A 21325-nucleotide genomic window follows, 5' to 3' on the forward strand; every position below is an offset into this window, starting at 1 on the left:
TGCGTGAGGCTACTCTGGGCGGGTGGACCCGATCGAGAGACTGTCCAGTCGTGAGGTGTACCGCAACAACTGGATGTCGGTGCGCGAAGACGACATCCGTCGTCCCGACGGCACCACCGGCATCTACGGGGTGGTGGACAAACCCACGTACGCCCTGGTGATCGCCCACGACGGCGACCGGTACCGCATGGTGGAGCAGTTCCGTTATCCAATCGGATTGCGGCGCTGGGAGTTTGTCCAGGGCACCGCGCCGGGCACGTTGGATGGCGACGAGCCCGCGCCCGCGGATCTCGCCGCGCAGGAACTCCGTGAAGAGACGGGGCTGCGAGCCGACACATGGCAGGTTTTGGGCCAGCTGGATGTCGCGCCGGGGATGTGCAGCCAACGCGGCTGGGCCTACCTCGCCACCGGCATCACCGAAGGCGCGCACGACCGCGAGCACGAAGAGCAGGACATGCACAGCGAGTGGTTCACCGCCACACAGATCGAGGACATGATCCGCGGCGGTGAGATCACCGACGCGCAGACGCTCGCGGCGTGGACGCTGCTGCGGCTGCACACGGCTCGGTAAGGCGATCCTGCCAACTCGGGTAAACATAGCGCCACCTGGGATGATGTCGCTACGACCGCCTGTTGAGCTGGGCATAACACCCAGCAGGAGGCAACGACATGAAGACGATGACCGGTTTCGCACAGCAGACGATAGGTCGTTACGTTCTCGCAGGCGCGCTGACAGTCGGAGTCCTGGTGTCCCCGATCGTGTGGTCGTTCACCGACGGCACACAAAGGGCTCTGCCGGAAACCGTTGTGGCATCACACAACAACCACGGCATCGATCAGCTGCAGTGGCTCCAAGACATCCAGCCGCACGCCCAGGCGCCACGCGTCGACAACACAGTTCACCAGAGCCAGTGACAACGCGCCCAGCGGGCGCTGTTGTGAGAGAAGACCATTCACACTTGATCTCAACCTTGGTTGAGGTTCTAGCGTCGAACGCATGACCCAACCAGAAGTGATAGTCGACCAGGTCGTCCTGCAGGACGGCTTCGTCCCGGTGATAGACATCAGCAGCGCCCGTAGTGGCGACCCGACTCACCGCCAGGCGGTGGCCGATGCGATCGGCCGGTGCTGCGAGACCAGTGGTTTCCTGCTCCTGGTAGGGCACGGTGTGCCCTACCAGGCCATCAACGACGTCAACCACGCCCTGCGCGGGTTCTTCGCCCTGCCGCAGGCCGAAAAAGACCGCCTCAGGGCGCAACCCGGTGACCCACTGGCCCGTGGATTCAGCACCGCAGGCAAGCTCGCGGCCACCAACGACGGCGCGGATGTCGACGCCGAGCACCAAGCGCCGGACCGGGTCGAGAAGTTCGTCCACTTCCCGCTGGGCAACCCGGAGGGCATGGGCGGCGACGGCTGGACCGACGAGCGGATGTTCGTCGCGCAACGGTGGCCCGAACTCCCCGGTTTCCGCTCGGCGTACGAGCGCTACTACGCCGAAATGGAGTTACTGGCCACCGAATTGGCCCGGCTGTTCGCACTGGCATTGGGCCTGCGCGAGGATTGGTTCGACGCATCGATCGACCGGCACAACTCCAACCTGATGGCCAACTACTACCCTGCCGACCACCGGCCGGCCGGCGAAATCCGACTGAGCCAGCACAGCGACTGGGGCAATCTCACGATCCTGCTGCAGGATGAATCTCAGCGCGGGCTACAGGTACTCAATGACCGCGGCGAGTGGCTCGACGTGCCCGTGGTCCCCGGATCATTCGTCATCAACATCGGTGATCTGCTGGCCAGGTGGACCAACGACCGTTGGGTCAGCACCGTGCACCGCGTGGTGAGCAACGGCGCCCGCGGCGAACGGTTCAGCCTGCCGTTCTTCCATCAACCCAACTTCGACGCCGTCATCGAGTGCATTCCCACCTGCTCGAGCGCTGATAATCCGCCGCGCTACGAGCCGGTGGTGTCGGGGCCGTATCTGCTCGACAAGTTCAAGCTCGCCTACGCGCTCTGAGACGCGGCGTCACCGAAACAGGTTCTCGGACAACGGTGTCGGGGAACCGAATCGGTGCGCGGTCACCGCGATCGCCTGCTCGTGCAGGAACGTCAGCAGCTCGATCCGCCCGGATTCGACAACCGGCCCCGCGTAGAGCGCAATGCCGACATTGCCGGCACTGTCACGCCCGAACTGTTCTCGGCTGCCACCGAGCAGGCGAACGCGTCCAGGAGCGTTGTCGCGCAGAGTGTTCCGCCATGACACCGAATCGTCTACCCGGCAGACGACGCCGGCGGTTGCCAGCGTGTCGGCAATCGCCTGATCGAGCGGAACCGGGGTGGAGACGGTCACCAGGGAACCGGCCAGGATTCCCGCCCCGACCACCCGCAGCACCGCTGTCGGGTCAGCGTTCTCGGCGCGCACCGTCACCGGCACGGGCAGGTACCGGAAGACGTTCCTCTCCGCCATCAGGGCGGAGACATCGCGCGCCACGCCGAATTCGCTCGCCCAGGCATGCGCGTCGGATCCAAAGGACCGTTCGAGGAAATCCAGTTCGTCGGGATCCAGCGCGACAGTCTTTGCAGCATCCAAGATCGCGCGTACCGGTGGCGGTACCGAGGCCGTTTCGTTCGCCGGCGCGGAACGCCAATCACTCAGGCCGATCAGGTAATTCGGGCCGCCTGCCTTGGCGCCCGCACCCACCGCCGACTTCTTCCACCCGCCGAAGGGTTGACGCCGCACGATCGCCCCGACGGTCGAGCGGTTCACATAGGCGTTGCCGGCCTCGACCCGGTCGAGCCAGCGTTCGATCTCGGCGCGGTCCAGGCTGTGCAGGCCTGCCGTCAGTCCGTAGTCGACCTGGTTCGCAATGGCGATCGCTTCGTCGAGGTCATCGGCGGCAATGAGACCCAGTACCGGACCGAAGTATTCGGTGAGGTGGAACTCGGAGCCGCGCCGAACCCCGGTCTTCACTCCCGGTGACCAGAGCCGTCCGGTGTCGTCGAGTTGGCGGGGCGCTACCAGCCACTGCTCCCCAGGCGAGAGCTGCGTGAGTGCACGCAGCAGTTTGCCGTGTGCGGGTTCGTTGATGGGCCCCACCTGCACGGTCGGATCTGTCGGGTAGCCGACCTTCAATGAGGTGACGGCGTCGACGAGCTGGTCGCGGAACCGCGCGGACCGAGCGACGGAGCCCACCAGAATGCCGAGCGATGCGGCCGAACACTTCTGACCTGCGTGCCCGAAGGCCGAGTACACCAGGTCTTTCACCGCGAGATCGAGATCTGCATGCGGGGTGACGATGATGGAGTTCTTGCCGCTGGTCTCCGCCAGCAGCGGCAAGTCGGGCCGGAAGCCGCGGAACAATTCTGCGGTCTCAAAGGCACCGGTGAGGATCAGCCGGGCAACCCGCGGGTCGGATACCAACTGCGTGCCGAGTTCGCCCTCATCGAGGTGCACCAACTGCAGCACATCGCGCGGCACGCCGGCATCCCAAAGCGCTTGCACCATAACGGATCCACACCGCCTGGCCTGAGTGGCAGGTTTGATGACGACGGGACTACCCGCGGCCAGCGCGGCCAGCACCGATCCGGCGGGGATCGCCACCGGGAAGTTCCACGGCGGCGTGACCACCGTCAATCCGCTCGGCACTGCGACGGCACCGTCGACCGAGTCCAGAGTTTCCGCTTGTGCCGCATAGTAATTCGCGAAATCAATGGCCTCGGAGACTTCTGGATCGCCCTGATCCAGAGTCTTGCCGCACTCGGACGCCATCACCTCCAGCAATGCCGCCCGTGCTGCCTGCAGCGTCGCGGCCGCACGCCGAAGGACTGCCGCCCGCTGCGCACCGGCCAACGCAGCCCAGGTAGCGCCGGCGTTCACACCGTCGGCAATGATCCCGTCCAGCGTGGCCGCACTCGATACGGTGTGCTCGGCGACCAGCGCCGCGCCTGCCGACGACGTGGCGATCCGGACGGTGATCGCGCGTCCCCACAGTCGATTGCCGGGCAGTGCCGGATCAGTGTCGGCGACATTCGCGAACTCGCCGACCGGGCTCATCGCTGCGCGTGGATCATCGGTACGGCGATCCTGACGACGGTTGGGCACCGGAACGACGCTCTCCCCAACGAGATCGGCGATGGACGCGATGAACCGGTCCTTCTCGCGCCGGAACAGCGCCTGGTCATCGTGCAGCTCGAACACCGCGGACATGAAGTTGTCCTGGCTGGCACCTTCCTCCAACCGGCGCACGAGGTAGGCGATCGCCACGTCAAAGTCCTTGGGGTGCACCACCGGTACGTACAGCAGCAGACCGCCGACGGTGCGCCGGACGGCCTCGGCCTGCGCTTCGGCCATCCCCAGCAGCATCTCGAACTCCACATCATCCCGGACGCCGCGCCGCCCGGCGAGCGTCCACGCATAGGCGATATCGAAGAGGTTGTGCCCGGCGACACCGATACGCACATTCGCGGTGTGGTCAGGCCGCAGCGCGTAATCCAACACCCTCTTGTAGTTCGTGTCCGTGTCCTGTTTGGTCGACAACGTCGCCACGGGCCAGCCGTGCAGCGAGGCCTCCACGTGTTCCATCGGCAGGTTGGCGCCTTTGACCAACCGAACCTTGATGCCCGCGCCGCCCCGCTCGCGGCGCGCACGAGCCCAGTCCTGCAGTCGCATCATCGCGCTCAGCGCATCGGGCAGATAGGCCTGCAGGACGATCCCGGCTTCGAGGTCCAGCAGTTCGGCCCGGTCCAGCAGCTTGGTGAACACCGCGATCGTCAGCTCGAGGTCGCGGTACTCCTCCATGTCGAGGTTGATGAATTTCTTCGTCGGCGCGGTCGCGGCCTGGGTGAACAACGGCAGCAGGTTCTGGGCGATGTGGTCGACGGCTTCGTCGAACGCCCACGGCGAGTGCGGCGGCACGGTGGCCGAGACTTTGATCGACACGTAGTCGACGTCGGGACGGGCGAGCAGTCGTTCGGTGCCTTCCAGCCGTCGGGCCGCCTCGGCCCGCCCCAGCACGGCCTCACCGAGCAAATTGATATTGAGCCCGACGCCACGCTTGCGGATCCGTGCGATGGAACGCCCGAGGCGGGCATCGGTCGCGTCGACGAGGAGATGGCCGACCATCTGGCGCAACGCTTTCCGGGCGACCGGAATGACAAGGCCGGGCGCGATCACCGACACCAGAGCACCGAGCTTGATCAACAGCCGTTCATGCAGCGGCAGGAAGCCAGGGGCGTTACGCGCCAGGGCGCGCAGGTTGGCGGCCGCGACCCGATGGTCTTCGGGCCGGATCACGCGGTCGACGAATCCGACGGTGAAATCCAGGCCATGAGGATCGCGAAGGACCTCAGCCAATCGGCGGCCGGCCGGGGCGACGGGCAGGCGGGCAGCATCGTCGAGCCAGTACCGGACCTGGGTCACCACCTCGGTCAGCAGGTCGTCCTTGCTGCTCAGCTCCGTCATCTGCCCATCATGAGCCGACCAGACACTTAAAATAAAGCGATGATTTCTGACACGAAAGTTTAAGTAGCAATGAAACATCTACGCGCGGATCTGCTGGATGTCCGCCGGCTGCGGCTGCTGCACGAGCTGAGCCTGCGCGGCACGTTGTCCGACGTCGCCGAGGCGTTGCACCAAAGCCCGTCGGCGGTCTCTCAGGCGCTGAGCCAGCTCGAGCGCGAGGTCGGCGTGCCACTGCTGGAGAAGGTCGGCCGCCGGCTGCGGCTCACCCCCGCGGCCGAGGTGCTCGTCGAGCACACCGCGGTCATCTTGGCGCGGCTCGAGCAAGCCGCCTCCGACATCGCGGTGCAGAGCGACGAGGCTTCCGGCACCGTTCGGCTGGCCGTCTTCCAATCGGCGGCCTCGGCCTTCATGCCGCAGATGCTGACGGAGTTGGCGACCCGCCATCCGCGTCTTCGCGTGACGATGTCGCAACGCGAACCGGAGCAGGCGCTCTACGAGACGTGGCTGCGCGAGTTCGATCTGGTGATCGCCGAGGAGTATCCGGGGCATGCTGCGCGCGCGTATCCCGATCTACACCGGGCACCGCTGACCACCGACCTGTTGCGGCTGGCCGTACCACCGACCGGAGACCCCTGGGACCGCGTCTCCTCGGTCAAAGATGCCGCCGAACTGCCGTGGACGATGGAGCCCGAAGGCACCGCCTCCCGGCACTGGGCCGAACAGCTTTGCCGGCAAGCAGGTTTCGAGCCCGACGTCCGCTTCGAGACCGACGACCTCGAAGCCCAGATCGCCCTGATCGAGAATGGCAACGCGGTCGCGATCCTGCCCGACCTGATGCGGGTCCGGCGCCGTCCCGATTTGCGCGTCGTGGACGTCGATCCGCGTCGGCGGGTGGTGTTCACGGCGACCCGGACCGCCATCAGCCAGACACCGGCCATCGTGGCGTGCCGGGCGGCATTGGCTTCGGCAGTGCCCCCGCAGCTCGACGTGGACTGATCGCCTACCGCCGGCCGGCCGCACGTCCACCCGCGATACGGCACAGGTGATCGACGGTACGACTCAGCAAGTCTTGGCTACGCTCATCCCCGTTGCCGAAGGTCCTCGACACAGGCCCGCACCGGCCCATCCTCGGTCGCGTCATCACTGATCGGCGGAAGCACAACCCCGTCAGCGATGCCGCCGTACTTGGCGCGCAAGAGATCCGGCAATTGGTCGTATCGGCCGGCGGTGATCAGCTGATCTAGCACCGTGTCACCGAGCACCGTCGGCAGGTCATCCCACCGCTGCTGCTTGATCAGGGCTCGAAGCTCGTCGGCCAGCGCGTGCCAGCCTCGCCGCGTCAGCGTCGCCGCATATGCGGGAGTCGACAACAGGAACGCCAACATCCGGCGTTGACGCTCTCGCTCGGCGGCCACCAACAGATCGGTACTGCCGGCAGCGACGGCGGTCGACGCGACGAGCAGAGGCAACCCGGAGCGGCCCGCGACCTCCGCACCACGCTGAAGTGCTGGGCGCACAACGTCTCTCAGGTATTCGGGATCAGAATTCGTCGAGTGCGTGACGACACCGTGCGCTGCCCCGCCGGCGAGTTCACACATCCGCGCGTTGACCGCGCCCAACCAGATGCGTGGTGGCTCAATGTCATTCGGCCCCGGATTGAAATACGGCTGCAGCCGGGTGATGCGGTACGCGTCGCCCTCGTGATGCACAGAACCGCCGCTGCGGAACGCCTCGAAGATCGCGGTGATCGCGCTGACGTAGTCGGCCATACGCGCACACGGTTCGCTCCACGGCATCCCGAACCGACCCTCGATGTTCTGTCGAATCTGGCTGCCGAGGCCCAATTCGAATCGCCCGCCCGATAAGGTCGCCAAATCCCAAGCCGCATAGGCGGTGAGCATGGGGCTGCGGACAAACGCCAGGGTGACGGCTGTCCGGATGATCATCCGTTCCGTGTGTTCGGCGGCCAACAGCGCCACGGCGAGCGAGTCGTGGATCGTCTCCGCAATGTGCAACCCGTCGAAACCGAGCTTCTCGACCCGGCGCGCGTAAGCCGGAACCTGCGTCAGCGGCAACTCGGGCGACATGGCGGCGAATACCTGCATGCGCCACGACAGTAGCTACCCGCGGGGCGAGCCGACGCGTACACCCCGAGACTGCGGTCGGTGCACCGCAGGTGCCTCACAGCTGGTCGATACTGAGCAAGCCGTCTTGCACCGCTCGCGCAACGAGTTTGGCCTTGGTCGGGGCTGGTCGGCCAACGGCGGCGTATTTGGCACGGATGCGTTGCAGGTGGGTTTTGACGGTGGCGGGCGAAAGGTACAGGCTCTTGGCGACGATGTCCTTGCTCTCGGTCTGGAACCAGGCACTGAGCACTTCGAGTTCGCGATCGCTGAGGCGCGGCCGGCCAACGGTGGAGTCAGCCCAGATCGCCGCAGCCATGCGGGGTCCGATGTAGGGCTCGCCGGTGCCGGCGGCGCGGATCGCCTCGATCAGATGATGCTGGCCTTCACTCTTGGCCAGATAGGTGACCGCACCGAGGTCCATGCAGCGCAGGATGACCTCGTCGTTTTCCAAGTGCGTGTACACGATTACGGTGTGGCCGGCATCGACCACCGCAGTAAGAGCCGCGAAATCTGGTTTCCGGCTGCGTAATTCGAGGTCAAGAACAACCGCCGACAGACCGGGAGTGACCGCCGGATGGGTTGCCAAGAAGGATTCGGCCGTCAGGTGGCTGGAGACGACCCCAACGGGCGGGTCGGCCTGGGCACATCGCGCGGCTACCCCGGTGTGAATGATGTCGTGGTCATCGACCACGGCGATCCCCGGGGATTCAGGGTGCGTTTCCGGCAAGGGCATACTCGGGGGCTCCTCCTGTGAGCTGGTGTCGCACGGTGATCCATACCGTGTCGTCGAGAACGGTCAGGTCGAGTTGATCTTCGCCATCGGCGATCTGTTCGGTGAGAATTTCGGGGTGTTGCACCCCTCGGCAGATCACGCTGAGCTTGACTGCGAACGCATCGCCGGACACGGTGATTCGGGCAGAAGCAAACGTAGAGGGAGCCGTCAGCATCAGGTGAATCACGTGGGTGAGCCGCCGTGCCACCACGTCATCGATGACGGGCAGGGTTCCGGCAACACTGGTGGATACCGCCACACCGCGGTCCTGGACGCCATCGACGACGGGGCGCAGCGCGCGCATCAGAACGTGATCGAAGGCAGCTGATTGGTCGAAAAGTGCACGCAGGCGCTGGTATTCGATCTGAGCGGACCGCGCAATGGTGGCATCAACCGTGCCGCCGCTGGCCAGGACGAGCAGCAGCGGACGGATCGTGTCGGCTAGATCGGCGTAGCGACGCCGGTACTCCGCTTGCACGGCGTCGGCGATGCGGTCGGCTGCAACCAGACGCACCCGAGCCTCGGCTTCAGCACCGGCGGCCACTGCCGCCCGTCGGATCAGGTTGTCGAACAGCAGCGCGCACAACTGCAACAGCAGGATGCTGGCCGTCCCATAGCCGAGATTGGCCACGGTATGCGCCGACGGGTCCCGGATCAGGGCGTAGACGCCGGGGATGGTCCAGCAGCCGATCAGGACGACGACACCGACACGTACCCGCTCGTTGAGAAGCAGCGGCAGCACACACCAGCCGATGGCATTCTGGGGCCACTGGGCAGCCGTTCCGAGAAGATCAACAGGCAGCGACATTGATTGCACCACCGAAACGAGCACCAGTGCCGCGACATTTGCGCGGCGCGGCACCCATTGCCACCCGAGGACTCCGGCGATCGCCGCCAGGGTTGCCGCTGCGGATATCGCCGCCAACGCCCACTGCAGCTGTGGATGCCCGGTCGCAGATGCGGCGGCGGGCACCATCGCCAGCAGGTTCACGCAGGCGTAAGCAATAAGCGCCAGACCATAGCCCGCCCGGGTGCGTTCGATCAGTCTCTCTGGATCGGCAGGCGGTTCCGCAGTCGCCTGTGTGTCTGTGTGCCAACGTAATTCGACGGTCGTACCGTACCCGGGACGTGAATGAATTGCCACGTCACCGCCGATTCTGTGCATGCGGGCAGTGATCGAGTTCGCAATCCCGTGCCCCCGCACCGGCTGGGTGGCATCGAAGCCGCGGCCGTCGTCGGCGATGCGTACCTGCCCAGGTGCAACGGTGATCGTCACCCCGGTGGCACCGGAATGCCGGTCTACGTTGTTGAGCACTTCTCGGGCCGCGGCGGCGACCGCCGCCACTGTCACACCGTCGAGCCACAGTGCTTCGGCCCCGGCATAGGTCATCGGTGTCGCGATGTGGTCAGCGTTGTGACGAAGGGCCGCAACAAGATCAGCGCGCGCCCGGGGCGCCCAGGGCCTGTCGGAGAACACCTCCAGGTCGCGACGGGCCTGTGCGGCGACGCGCTCGGGCGCCAATGTGGTGCCATCACCGACCATCAGCAGGGTCGAGGCGACAGTGTCGTGCAGCAGCCGCGTCTGTTCGCGGTCATACTCGCGGACCGCGGTGGCGACCTCCTGTTGCAGTTCCGCGGCCACTCGATCCGCGCGCGCCGCGTCAACGGAGTCGGCCACACGTAACACCATCATTCGGACCAACACCCCCGTCACCCATTGCAACGCGAAGTAGTACAAGTTGAAGATGTCGCCGACATGACTCCAGCCGACGACTCCCGAAGAACCGACTGCGAACGCAGCGGCGATCCCGATGCTCATCGCGAGACTGACCGCAGCGGGCATGGAGAGGGAGAAGCTGACAACAGCGGTGCCGGCGACCACCACCGGAACGCTGTTCGACAGGTAGAAATGCGGGCCTGCCACCAGTACCGGGGTGGCCAGGCAGGCCGCGAGCGTGGTGATGTAGTCGACCACCACCAGCCGCGAGCCATGCGATGGGGAGACCAATCGGTAGACAGCCCATGCGCCGAGCGCACCGGCAAACACCCGGGCGGCAAGTTCGTGCGGCACTGGAGGTAGCACGACGACGACCGCGCAGACCAACAGATTGGCTCCGTGACGCATGAACAACGTGATGCGCTTGGCTTGCCGCAGCATGTTCCGCCGCGAGGCGTCGGACGCGAGGGCATCAATCATGGCGAGAGGTCATTGTGCGCCACCCTCAACTGCGGCGCTGGCCGTCCCAGAAATTGGCCTGGCAAACGCCGCGGCATGGCGATGCGCGGGTTGGCCGAAACCGACCCGGCGACGTTCAGCCGAAGCGAACCGACAAGGCCTAAGCCAGGCGGGAAACGGCGGCGGCGATGCGCTCGTCGGTCGCGGTCAACGCGATGCGCACGAACTGCTCACCGGCCGGGCCGTAGAACTCACCGGGGGCGACGAGGATGCCGCGTTCGGCCAGCCACGCGACCGTCGCACGACCGGACTCGCCGCGGGTGGCCCACAGATACAGGCCCGCCTCGGAGTGCTCGACGGTGAAGCCGGCGCCCCGGACCGCCGCCAGCAGTGCGTCGCGCCGCTTGGCGTAGCGGTCGCGCTGGACACGTTCGTGCTCGTCGTCGTCAAGGGCGGCGACCATCGCGGACTGCACCGGCGTCGGGACGATCATCCCGGCATGCTTGCGCACCGCCAACAGCTCTGCGACCAAAGCCGGATCACCCGCCACGAAACCGGCCCGGTAACCGGCCAGCGATGACGTCTTGGACAGCGAGTGCACGGCCAGGAGACCCGTGTGGTCGCCGTCGCAGACGTCGGGATGCAGCACCGACAGCGGCTGGGCGTCCCACGCCAGGCCGAGGTAGCACTCGTCGGACGCGATGACGACACCACGCTCACGCGCCCAGCCGACGACCTTGCGCAGGTGGTCGACACCGAGCACCTTGCCGGTCGGGTTGCTGGGCGAGTTCAGGTAGACCAGCCCGGGCGCCTGCGGCCCGATCTGGGTCAGTGAATCGGCCCGCAGCACCTGGGCACCGGCCAGCCGCGCGCCGACGTCGTACGTCGGGTAGGCCAGCTCGGGCACGACGACCGTGTCGGCGGCCCCCAACCCCAGCAGGGTCGGCAGCCAGGCGATCACCTCTTTGGTGCCGATGACCGGCAGCACCGCCTGCTCCGGCAGACCGGTGACGCCGTAGCGGCGCTGCAGGGCAGCCACCGCCGACGCGCGAACCGCCGGCGTGCCGGCCGTCGTCGGATAACCCGGTGCGGCACTGGCGGCGGCCAGGGCCTCCCGAATGACGTCGGCCACCGCATCTACGGGCGTACCGACGGACAGGTCGACGATGCCGTCGGGGTGGGCACGCGCGGTCGCGGTTGCGTCAGCCAGCGTGTCCCAGGGGAACACCGGCAGAGCAGCCGAGACCTTGGTTCGAGCGGACAGGGTCACTCGCCCTGCGGCGCGAGATCCTTGACCGCCTGCGGGTCGTTGTCGGTCTGGCCGACCTTCGACGCACCACCCGGCGAGCCGAGCTCGGCGAAGAAGTCGGCGTTGTTCTGGGTGTATCCGCTCCACTGATCGGGGACGTCGTCCTCGTAGTAGATGGCCTCGACGGGGCAGACGGGCTCGCAAGCGCCGCAGTCCACACACTCATCGGGGTGGATGTACAACATGCGTGCACCCTCGTAGATGCAATCGACCGGGCATTCTTCGATGCATGCCTTGTCTTTGACGTCGACGCAGGGTTCGGCAATGACGTACGTCACCGGTAGTTCTCCTGTTCCAGGGGGCTGCTGGCTCATCAGGACTCAACGAGCCGACGTCAGTATGGTGCGCCCATTTTGAGCGGTCTGGCTCAGTGTGACCTAACTTTGCGCGCCGGAGCGCGTGGTTACTGACACTAGCCGTTGCAGATACCTTCCGACTAGTTGTGACTCACAGGTTTTTACGCGTGTCATGTTTCGCTTTGCAATTTGTTGCATAGGACCGCCGGTAGCACCTAGGCTCGTGCCGTGGCTCTCCCCCACGCCATCCTCGTGGCGCTGTGCGAACAAGCCGGTTCCGGCTACGAACTGGCGAACCGGTTCGACCGGTCCATCGGCTATTTCTGGGCGGCCACGCACCAGCAGATCTACAAGACGCTGCGCACCATGGATGCCTGGGTCAGCGTCGAGGTCGTCGCGCAGCACGGCCGGCCGGACAAGAAGGTCTACTCGGTGACGGACGCCGGCCGCGCCGAGCTGGAGCGCTGGATCGCCGAACCGCTCACCGGGCGCGGCAGTGCCGTAACCGACGCCCGCACCCGTGAACTCGCGGTGAAGCTGCGCGGCGCGGCGTATGGCTCAGCGGAAAGCACCGCCGCACTACACGAGCAGATTCACGCGCTGCGCGCCGAACGCGCCGCACTGCTCGACACCTACCTCGGCTACGAGAAACGTCAGTTCCCCGATCCGGCCGCGCTCACCGGCAGCGCGCTGCACCAGTACTTGGTGCTGCGCGGCGGTATCCGCGCCGAGCAGGGATCGGTGGACTGGTTGGACGAAGTTCTGCTGGCATTGAGAGGAAACCGATGACTGTGCCGCATTCAACGCCCTATCCGAACCTGTTGTCCCCGTTGGACCTTGGCTTCACCACCCTCCGTAACCGGGTGATCATGGGTTCGATGCACACGGGCCTGGAGGACCGCGCGCGCGACACCGGCAAGCTCGCCGAGTACTTCGCCGAGCGGGCCCGCGGCCGCGTCGGGCTGATCATCACCGGCGGCTATGCACCCAACCGGACCGGCTGGCTGCTGCCGTTCGCCGCCGAGATGCTGTCCTCGAGCGACGCCCGTCGGCACCGGAAGATCACCACGGCCGTCCACGCCGAGGGCGGCAAGATCCTGCTGCAGGTGCTACACGCGGGACGCTATGCGTACCAACCACTTTCGGTCAGCGCCTCGTCGATCAAGGCTCCTATCAACCCGTTCCGGCCGCGGGCGCTGCGCGACGTAGAGGGCACCATCGACGACTTCGTGAAATGCGCGCTGCTGGCCCGCGAGGCCGGGTACGACGGCGTCGAGATCATGGGCAGCGAAGGCTATCTGCTGAACCAGTTCCTGGCGCCGCGCACCAACAAGCGCACCGACGCCTGGGGCGGCACGCCCGAAAAGCGCCGCCGGTTCCCCGTCGAGATCGTCCGGCGCACCCGCGAGGCCGTCGGCCGCGACTTCATCATCTGCTACCGGCTATCCATGGCCGACTACGTCGAGGACGGCCAGACCTGGGAGGAAATCCTCACCCTGGCAACGGAAATCGAGGCTGCCGGAGCGACGATCATCAACACCGGGATCGGCTGGCACGAAGCACGGGTGCCCACCATCGTCACGTCGGTACCGAACAGCGCGTTCGCGGATATCAGTAATGCGGTGGCACAACACGTCACCATTCCCGTGGTGGCCTCCAACCGGATCAACATGCCGCAGTCGGCCGAACAGATTCTGGCCGACGGTGCGGTGCAACTGATCTCGATGGCCCGTCCGCTCCTGAGCGACCCGGACTGGGTCCGCAAGGCCCAGCACGACGCGGCCGACGAGATCAACACCTGCATCGCCTGCAACCAGGCCTGCCTGGACCACGCGTTTGTGCACAAGACCGTGTCGTGCCTGCTGAATCCGCGAGCGGGGCACGAAACCACGTTGGTACTGGGCAAGACTCGGACCACCAAGCGGGTTGCGGTTGTCGGTGCCGGACCGGCCGGCCTGGCCGCTGCCGTCACCGCCGCGCAGCGCGGCCACGACGTGACGCTGTTCGAGGCCGGCGACCACATCGGTGGCCAATTCGATCTCGCCCGACGGATTCCCGGTAAAGAGGAGTTCAACGAGACCCTCCGCTACTACACCACGATGCTGTCCAAGCATCGAGTGGACGTGCGACTGGGCACCCGGGCGTCAGCCGACGAACTGTCCGGCTACGACGACGTCGTGCTCGCCACCGGTGTCGCGCCCCGCATGCCGGACATCCCGGGCATCGACCATCCGATGGTGCTGTCGTACGCCGAGGCGATCACCGGCGCACCCATCGGCAAGCGGGTGGCCGTGATCGGCGCCGGCGGAATCGGTTTCGACGTCAGCGAGTTCCTCACGGTCGATGAATCCCCCACCCTGAATCTCAAGGAGTGGCGAACCGAGTGGGGCATCGCCGACGGCGGCAACGCCCGCGGCGGGTTGGCCACCGCGATCCCGCTGCCACCGGCCCGCGAGGTGTACCTGCTGCAGCGCACCAAGGGCGCCCAGGGACGCGGGCTCGGCAAGACCAGCGGCTGGGTGCACCGGGCATCGGTCAAAGCCAAAGGCGTGCAGCAGCTTTCCGGGGTGAACTACGAACGGATCGACGACGCCGGGCTGCACATCAGCTTCGGGCCGGACCGGTCCGGAGCACGCGTCCTCGAGGTCGACAATGTGGTGATCTGCGCCGGCCAGGAGTCGGTGCGCGACCTGGAAGGCGCTCTGCGCCAGGCCGGAATCGAGCCGCACATCATCGGCGGAGCAGCCGTGGCAGCCGAGCTGGACGCCAAGCGGGCCATTCGGCAGGGCACGGAACTGGCTGCGTCGCTGTAGTTCCGCACCAACCGGGCCACGGCCCTACCTCGAGAGTGTGGGCTGCCGCGCTCCATGCGGCGTGTCGTCACCAACAACCCCCACGCTCGGCGGGGGGGTGCGCCGCATATCGGCGCCCCGACCTACGACCCGCCGCCCCAGACCGCGTGGGCGCCGGTGTCGCCGATGCGCACAACCTGAACGATGGTCGACACCCCGATCACCACGGCGAGCACCGCGACCACAACGGTCACGACCGTGCGACGGGCGGCCAGGCGATCACCCCACCGATGCAGCGCCACCAGTGCCACCGATATCACCAGCAGACCCAAAGCGCCGTAGATCATGGTGTCGCCGGCTTCGGTGTGCTGATGCAGGATCGGCGATATCGGTCCGTTCTTCTTCTGTTGGTGCTCCAACCACTCGCCCGCCTCGGTGGCCAGCGGGGTCAGCACCGTCACGACCAAGGACAGCGCCAGCGTCAGCCATACCAGCCGCGCGCGGGCTGCGGGCCACACCGCGCAGAGGATCAGCAAGATCGCCGTCAGTGGAGCCAGCACCACGATGAAGTGGACGAAGAACGGGTGCGCGGGGATGTCGCCGATCGTGTTCACACACCCAAGCCTGACACTCGCTACCTGTGAGTGTGCGTAAAGCCCACATGACACACCGCGAATGCCCGTACAAACACGGCCGCTCGCGGTTAGGCGGCCAGGGGTGAGTAGTCGGTGCTGCGCTGGCGGGCCGGGCGGCCGATGCCTTCGGCGATGGCGACCAGCTCGGCGACGGTCTTGGCGGATCCGTTCTCCGAGCCGGCCATGCGGGAGATGGTCTCCTCCATCAGGGTGCCGCCGAGGTCGTTGGCGCCGCCCTGGAGCATCACCTGGGTGCGCTCGACCCCGAGCTTGACCCACGAGGTCTGGATGCTGGGGATCCTGCCGTGCAGCATGATCCGCGCCAGTGCGTGCACCGCGCGGTTGTCGCGGTGCGTCGGCCCCGGGCGCGCGCCACCGGCCAGATACAGCGGCGACGACTGGTGCACGAACGGCAGCGGCACGAACTCGGTGAAACCGCCTGTGCGGTCCTGGATTCCACGCAGCACGTTCAGGTGTCCCACCCAGTGCTTCGGGGTGTCGACGTGCCCGTACATCATCGTCGACGACGACCGCAGACCCACTTCGTGCGCGGTGGTCACCACGTTGATCCACTCGGCGGTCGGCAGCTTGCCCTTGGTCAGCACCCAGCGAACTTCGTCGTCGAGAATCTCGGCGGCGGTACCCGGGATGGTGTCGAGGCCCGCCTCACGCAGCGACGTCAGCCACTCGCGCGTCGACAACCCGCTGCGCGTGACACCGTTCGCAATCTCCATGGGCGAGAAGGCATGCACGTGCATCGACGGCACCCGCTTCTTCACCGCACGCACGAGATCGGCGTACCCGGTGACGGGCAGCTCGGGGTCGATGCCACCCTGCATGCAGACCTCGGTGGCTCCGGCGACGTGCGCCTCCCAGGCGCGGTCGGCCACCTCGTCCGTGGACAGCGAGTAGGCGTCGGCGTCACCCTTGCGCTGCGCGAAGGCGCAGAAGCGGCAGCCGGTGTAGCAGATGTTGGTGAAGTTGATGTTCCGGTTGACGACGAACGTGACGTCGTCACCCATGACATCCCGCCGCAGCGAATCTGCCAGCGCTGCAACAGCTTCCAGCGCCGGTCCGTCGGCCGTGGCCAGAGCCAGGTACTCGTCGTCGGTGCAGCCGCCCGGGTTCCGTTCGGCGGCACGCAGCGCGGCGAGCACGTCGGTATCGATGCGTTCCGGTGCGCGGGCCGCCAGCTCGGAGACCTTCTCCCGAATGGACTCCCAGTCGCCGAACGCGCTACCGAGGTCGCTGCGCGTCTCCGTCAGCCGGCCCTCGGTGTCGATGGCGGTGTGCAGATCGGTGCGACCCAACGATTCTGCAGCCTCGTCGGGTTCCTGCCACGGCAGTCCGACGGGGTTGACGTCGCGCGCCCACCCGGTCTCCGGGTCGGCCAGGGCATCCACATGTCCGCGCACGCGCGGGTCGATCCAGGCCGCCCCGGCCTGCACGTACGACGGCTGCGCCGTCAGTCGCTGCACCAGGTCATAGCCGGCTTCAGCAGTCACAGAAGCCAAGTCGTCCAGCGCCGGCCAGGGCCGTTCCGGGTTGACGTGGTCGGGGGTCAGCGGTGAGACGCCGCCCCAGTCGTCGACGCCGGCGCCGATCAGCGCCAGGCATTCTTCGCGGGACACCAGGTTCGGCGGCGCCTGGATCCGCATCTTGAGTCCGAGCACCAGGCGGGTCACCGCGATGGTGGCCAGGAAATCGTCGATCCCGGCGTCGGGCGTCGCGGCCATGGCGGTGTGATCCTTGGCCCGGAAGTTCTGCACGATGACTTCCTGCACGTGCCCGAACTCCTTGTGGGACTTGCGGATCGCGTGCATGGTCTCGGCCCGCTCGGTGAGGTTCTCACCGATACCGACCAACAGACCCGTGGTGAACGGGATGGACAGCCGGCCGGCGTCGTCGAGCGTGCGCAGCCGGACTGCCGGGTCCTTGTCGGGGCTGCCGTAGTGCGCCAGGCCCTTGGTCTCGAACAGGCGGCGCGACGTGGTCTCGAGCATCATGCCCATGGACGGCGCCACCGGCTTGAGCCGCGACAGTTCGGACCAGCTCATCACGCCGGGGTTCAGGTGCGGCAGCAGTCCGGTTTCCTCAAGAACGCGAATCGCCATGGCGCGCACGTAATCGAGGGTGGAGTCATAGCCACGTTCGTCGAGCCACTGCTTGGCTTCGTCCCACCGGTCCTCCGGGCGGTCACCCAGGGTGAAAAGCGCCTCCTGGCAACCCAACTCGGCGCCGCGGCGAGCCACGTCGAGAATCTCGTCGGGCTCCATGAACATGCCCATGCCCTGCGCGCGCAGCTTGCCGGGCACCGTCACGAACGTGCAGTAATGGCAGGTGTCACGGCACAGGTGGGTGACGGGGATGAATACCTTGCGCGAATACGACACCGGCAACCGGCCGTTCGCACCTCGCCGGCCCGCCGCTTCCAGCCCGGCGTCACGGACGCGGGCGGCGCTGGCGCAGAGGTCGACGAGGTCGTCGCCGCGGGCCGTCATCGCGATGGCGGCCTCGTCCACATTGAGCGAAACACCGTCACGCGCGCGGCGCAGGACGCGGCGTAACGCGGACGATGACGGCGCGGCGAGCGGTGGGACCACGGGGAGAGGCAGGTCTGCGCCGTTCGGGGGGTTCAGAGCCACTTCCGTGTAACCCCGGTGGTGTCGGCGTTCATCCACGCGTCTCACATTCTGAAACCACTGCGCCTGGCATACCGGCCACAGTAGCGCCAGCTCGTCGGCGCGTCGCGGGCCCCATACCCCGACACATACAGCAAACGCGCAGACTACTGGAAGATTTTAGTGACGACCGCGTAAGTTCAGAGGGTCGGGACGCGATCGTTTCAAGGAGTCATGGTGTCCGTTTCTGTTCGTTCATATCTGGTGGCGGGCGCCGCCGCGGCGACCGCCACAGCGCTGGCGCTCACCCCGATTCAGGTCGTTCCCGCCGACGTCGCAGTCCCCGCGCACCCGACCACTGCCCAACCGCACCTGACCGAGGCCATGGTGAAGCTGCTGGCCGCGGCCAGCAATATGACCCCGCCGGCGCCGCCCAAGCTGCCCGCCGCGGGCGTCGTACCGAAGGTCGGACCGAACCCGTTGGCCGCGGCGCCATTGGCCGCCGCGCCCGTCGTCGGCGCGCAGAACGCGGCCAGCGACTGGCTCATCAACGCGTACACCGGAATCCAGGCCTGGGTCGACTGGGGCGTCGACTACGCGACCGACCTCTTGTACTGGGCGGGGTGGTTCGTCCCGTTCTCATCCGCGATCGCGGCCCAGACCGACATCTTCTACTACACGCTGATCAGGCCGATCTCCGACAACATCTTCTATCAGGCCGTCGTTCCGATCGTGAACGATCCGCTGAACCTGTTCGTGTGGACCCAGGCCATCCGCAACGTGGTCCGGATGTCGATTCCGCCGGTCATCAACTTCGGCATCTCTGAGTTCAACTACTTCTTCGGCTGGCTCATCCCGCCGATCCCGCCGTTTCCGCCGATCGGCCCGCTCGCGGCCACGACGCCCACCCTCGAGTCGCTCGCCAAGTCCGTCCAGACCGCGCTGACCAGCCTGGCTGCCGGCTTCGCCCCGGCCAAGACCGCTGAGAAGACCGACCCGACGAGCAAGATCGCGCCAACCGCCGCGCAGACCGGGGCCCCCGCCGAGAAGCCGGCCGAGAAGCCCGTGGAGACGCCGGCCAAGGTCGAGGACAAGGGCAAGGCCGACGAAAAGGGCACGCAGACGGAGGGCACCGAGGCCGGCCAGCCGACGGACCCGCAGGCCGGCGAACCCAAGACAGAGCCCAAGGCCGAGCCCAAGACAGAGCCCAAGACAGAGCCGAAGACCGACCCCAAGACGGACCTGAAGACAGAGCCCAAAACCGAGCCCAAGACCGACCCGAAGCCGGGCGCCCCGGCCGCGGGTGACACCGACGGACCGGCCGCCCAGCAGCAGGACGAGGTCAAGGTGCCCAAGCCCGTCAAGACCCGCGGCAAGAAGACCGGGGACAAGACCGGGACCAAGAACGTCGGGGACAACCAGGCCGCGGGCGAAACCGGCACTACCGGAACGACGAAGCCCGGCAAAGGCACCAAGGGCACCAAGGGCGAGAAGGGCGCCGGGCAGTCGTCCAACGCCAACGCGGGCCAGCATGCGGGCTCGGAAGGGCACGCTGCCAAGGGCTGAACCTGCCGGGTTTCGCCGGCTACGCGCAGTGTGGGCTGCCCTTGCCACACGTTCGATCTGGAGCCGTCAGCTTTCCCTGACGCGTCAAGGAAAGCTGACGGCTCCGGACGAGAGTTGTGCAGAGAGACCGGATTCCGGCCGCTACCCCGACATTTCAGCGCGCCGCCGGGCATGGCGCCACAGCACCACGCCGGGCGGCATCGCCCCGAGCAGCAAGAAGATCAACGGCGACGCCTGCATGATTCCGCGGCCGCCGAACACGACGTCATCGCCGGGCCCACCGAGCAGCAGAATCACGACAGTCGACAGCCAGACCCACATCGGGAGCGCGGCCAAGCGGGAGTTGGTTGTCCACTGCAGCGCCGCCCACACCAGGGCGGCGTTCACCAGTCCACTGATCAGGGCACTGATCGGGAACGGCACCGGGCCGAGGTAGAGCGGCAGAAACAGTGCACCGGCGATGGCCGACAAGGCGCCGTCGAGCGCGAGAACACCGAGGACGAACGCGCGCATCCGACCGGGGTCGGCGCGCGGCGGAGCTGATGTCAGGTCGGGATGCTGTCGAGCAGCGAAACGAGGGAGCCGACGACCCACTGATAGTTGTCGCCAAGGCCCTGCAGGTGCTGCAAGTTGGGGTCCAGATCCGAGTCCATGGCGGTCACCCTACTCCCCCCGATCCGGGTGTCACGCCAGGTTTATCCCGCTGAGTAGGTCAGTTTCCAAACCGCGGGCGTCGCGTTCGCCCGCCGTGCCCTCCACCAAGACATAGTGTTCGCACGCGGTGATCGGCAGCGCGATGTTGTTGGACAGGGCGAACACCCGGCCGTCCGGCTGAACGGTCACCTGAGTCTGATGTGCGCGCATGGCCGCGACCTTGGCCGGCAGGGTCTCCGGGATGTCGATGACGGCGTCGATGGGGTGGTCGAGCACAAAATCCAGCGCACTGGCCGGAATCCGCACCCAGCCGTCGGGCAGCTCCATGCTGTCCAGTGACGCCAGGCCCTCGGCCATCGTCTCGCCGTCCATCACGGTCCAGTAGAACTTCGGCACCTGCCACGGCTCCCCCGGATGACCGTCGCCCGACGACGCGGCGACCGCGGCCGTCGTCACGCGGTGCGCCTGGATGTGGTCAGGGTGCCCGTAGCCGCCGTTGGGGTCGTAGGTGACGACGACGTGCGGGCGGAAGTCCCGCAGCACGGCCACCAGCTCAGCGACGGCCTCGTCCATGTCGGCGTCCGCGAAGCGGGTCCGGTGTCGCGCCGGGCTGCCGGCCATCCCAGAGTCCCGCCAACGGCCGGCCCCACCCAGGTACCGAGGGCGGTCGACGCCCAATTCCTTGAGCGCCAAGGACAATTCGCCGATGCGGTAGCCGCCCAACTGGTCGGCACCGTCGGCCGCCAACTGTGCCCACTGTGAACCGATGACCTCACCCTCTTCACCCAGCGTGCAGGTGAGCACTCGTACGTCGGCGCCGCGGGCCGCGTAGTGCGCGATGGTCGCTCCGGTAGTCAGTGTCTCGTCGTCCGGATGGGCGTGGACGAACAGCAGCCGTGGGGTCTCCATATCCCCCA

Annotated in this window: 17 protein-coding genes; 7 read left to right on the forward strand and 10 right to left on the reverse strand. The window is 66.9% G+C overall.

Annotated elements, in window-relative coordinates:
- The first annotated feature begins 22 nt into the window (after positions 1-22).
- The 3 genes from ACNO8X_RS25060 to ACNO8X_RS25070 all read left to right on the forward strand — a co-directional run bounded on the left by ACNO8X_RS25060 (position 23) and on the right by ACNO8X_RS25070 (position 2017).
- A complete protein-coding gene (locus tag ACNO8X_RS25060) occupies positions 23-571 on the forward strand; it encodes an NUDIX domain-containing protein (RefSeq protein WP_418003189.1) in 549 nt (182 codons plus the stop codon).
- A gap of 98 nt (positions 572-669) precedes the next feature.
- Positions 670-915, forward strand: coding sequence for a hypothetical protein (locus ACNO8X_RS25065; protein WP_418003190.1), 246 nt, complete (start codon positions 670-672; stop codon positions 913-915).
- Between the two features lie 82 nt (positions 916-997).
- Positions 998-2017 carry an isopenicillin N synthase family dioxygenase gene (locus ACNO8X_RS25070; RefSeq protein WP_418003191.1) on the forward strand — a complete coding sequence of 340 codons (1020 nt, stop codon included), beginning with the start codon at positions 998-1000 and terminating at the stop codon, positions 2015-2017.
- 9 nt (positions 2018-2026) lie between these two features.
- On the opposite strand, the gene ACNO8X_RS25075 is transcribed toward ACNO8X_RS25070, so the two are convergent.
- Positions 2027-5461, reverse strand: coding sequence for a proline dehydrogenase family protein (locus tag ACNO8X_RS25075; protein ID WP_418006028.1), 3435 nt, complete (start codon positions 5459-5461; stop codon positions 2027-2029).
- Positions 5462-5530: 69 nt separating this feature from the next.
- Here ACNO8X_RS25075 and ACNO8X_RS25080 point away from each other — a divergent pair, with 69 nt between their 5' ends.
- Complete coding sequence (locus ACNO8X_RS25080) at positions 5531-6457, forward strand: LysR family transcriptional regulator (RefSeq protein ID WP_418003192.1); 927 nt, start codon at positions 5531-5533, stop codon at positions 6455-6457.
- A gap of 83 nt (positions 6458-6540) precedes the next feature.
- Here ACNO8X_RS25080 and ACNO8X_RS25085 read toward each other — a convergent pair whose 3' ends face one another.
- From ACNO8X_RS25085 to fdxA, 5 genes are all read right to left on the reverse strand, one after another.
- Positions 6541-7566, reverse strand: a complete 1026-nt coding sequence (locus ACNO8X_RS25085) for a TIGR03617 family F420-dependent LLM class oxidoreductase (protein ID WP_418003193.1) — start codon at positions 7564-7566, stop codon at positions 6541-6543.
- 76 nt (positions 7567-7642) lie between these two features.
- Positions 7643-8320 (reverse strand): LuxR C-terminal-related transcriptional regulator, encoded by a 678-nt coding sequence (locus tag ACNO8X_RS25090; RefSeq protein WP_418003194.1) that lies wholly within the window; start codon positions 8318-8320, stop codon positions 7643-7645.
- Entirely contained in the window at positions 8295-10556 is a 2262-nt protein-coding gene (locus tag ACNO8X_RS25095) for a sensor histidine kinase (protein ID WP_418003195.1), read from the reverse strand. Before ACNO8X_RS25095 ends, ACNO8X_RS25090 begins: the two co-directional genes overlap by 26 nt.
- Before the next feature lie 139 nt (positions 10557-10695).
- On the reverse strand, positions 10696-11799 hold the full coding sequence (gene dapC, locus ACNO8X_RS25100; protein WP_418006029.1) for a succinyldiaminopimelate transaminase: 1104 nt from the start codon (positions 11797-11799) through the stop codon (positions 10696-10698).
- A gap of 2 nt (positions 11800-11801) precedes the next feature.
- Positions 11802-12122 (reverse strand): ferredoxin, encoded by a 321-nt coding sequence (gene fdxA / locus ACNO8X_RS25105; RefSeq protein WP_029121628.1) that lies wholly within the window; start codon positions 12120-12122, stop codon positions 11802-11804.
- A 246-nt stretch (positions 12123-12368) separates the two neighbouring features.
- Here fdxA and ACNO8X_RS25110 point away from each other — a divergent pair, with 246 nt between their 5' ends.
- Together ACNO8X_RS25110 and ACNO8X_RS25115 are read left to right on the forward strand one after the other, a co-directional pair.
- Positions 12369-12929 carry a PadR family transcriptional regulator gene (locus ACNO8X_RS25110; protein ID WP_133764346.1) on the forward strand — a complete coding sequence of 187 codons (561 nt, stop codon included), beginning with the start codon at positions 12369-12371 and terminating at the stop codon, positions 12927-12929.
- On the forward strand, positions 12926-14953 hold the full coding sequence (locus ACNO8X_RS25115; RefSeq protein WP_418003196.1) for an FAD-dependent oxidoreductase: 2028 nt from the start codon (positions 12926-12928) through the stop codon (positions 14951-14953). Before ACNO8X_RS25110 ends, ACNO8X_RS25115 begins: the two co-directional genes overlap by 4 nt.
- Before the next feature lie 122 nt (positions 14954-15075).
- Here ACNO8X_RS25115 and ACNO8X_RS25120 read toward each other — a convergent pair whose 3' ends face one another.
- Together ACNO8X_RS25120 and ACNO8X_RS25125 are read right to left on the reverse strand one after the other, a co-directional pair.
- Complete coding sequence (locus ACNO8X_RS25120; protein ID WP_418003197.1) at positions 15076-15546, reverse strand: DUF2231 domain-containing protein; 471 nt, start codon at positions 15544-15546, stop codon at positions 15076-15078.
- An 89-nt stretch (positions 15547-15635) separates the two neighbouring features.
- The gene (locus ACNO8X_RS25125) at positions 15636-18212 is read right to left on the reverse strand and encodes a bifunctional FO biosynthesis protein CofGH (RefSeq protein ID WP_418003198.1); all 2577 of its coding nucleotides are present in this window, start codon (positions 18210-18212) and stop codon (positions 15636-15638) included.
- A gap of 213 nt (positions 18213-18425) precedes the next feature.
- Between ACNO8X_RS25125 and ACNO8X_RS25130 the strand changes: the two genes are divergently transcribed.
- The gene (locus tag ACNO8X_RS25130) at positions 18426-19754 is read left to right on the forward strand and encodes a hypothetical protein (protein WP_418003199.1); all 1329 of its coding nucleotides are present in this window, start codon (positions 18426-18428) and stop codon (positions 19752-19754) included.
- Positions 19755-19895: 141 nt separating this feature from the next.
- Here ACNO8X_RS25130 and ACNO8X_RS25135 read toward each other — a convergent pair whose 3' ends face one another.
- A complete protein-coding gene (locus tag ACNO8X_RS25135) occupies positions 19896-20348 on the reverse strand; it encodes a hypothetical protein (protein WP_418003200.1) in 453 nt (150 codons plus the stop codon).
- Positions 20349-20438: 90 nt separating this feature from the next.
- Entirely contained in the window at positions 20439-21317 is an 879-nt protein-coding gene (mshB, locus tag ACNO8X_RS25140; RefSeq protein WP_418003201.1) for an N-acetyl-1-D-myo-inositol-2-amino-2-deoxy-alpha-D-glucopyranoside deacetylase, read from the reverse strand.
- Positions 21318-21325: the final 8 nt, after the last annotated feature.

Origin of the sequence: Mycobacterium sp. PDNC021, assembly GCF_048282635.1 — a bacterium.
In the GTDB taxonomy this organism is placed as follows: Bacteria; Actinomycetota; Actinomycetes; order Mycobacteriales; family Mycobacteriaceae; genus Mycobacterium; species Mycobacterium llatzerense.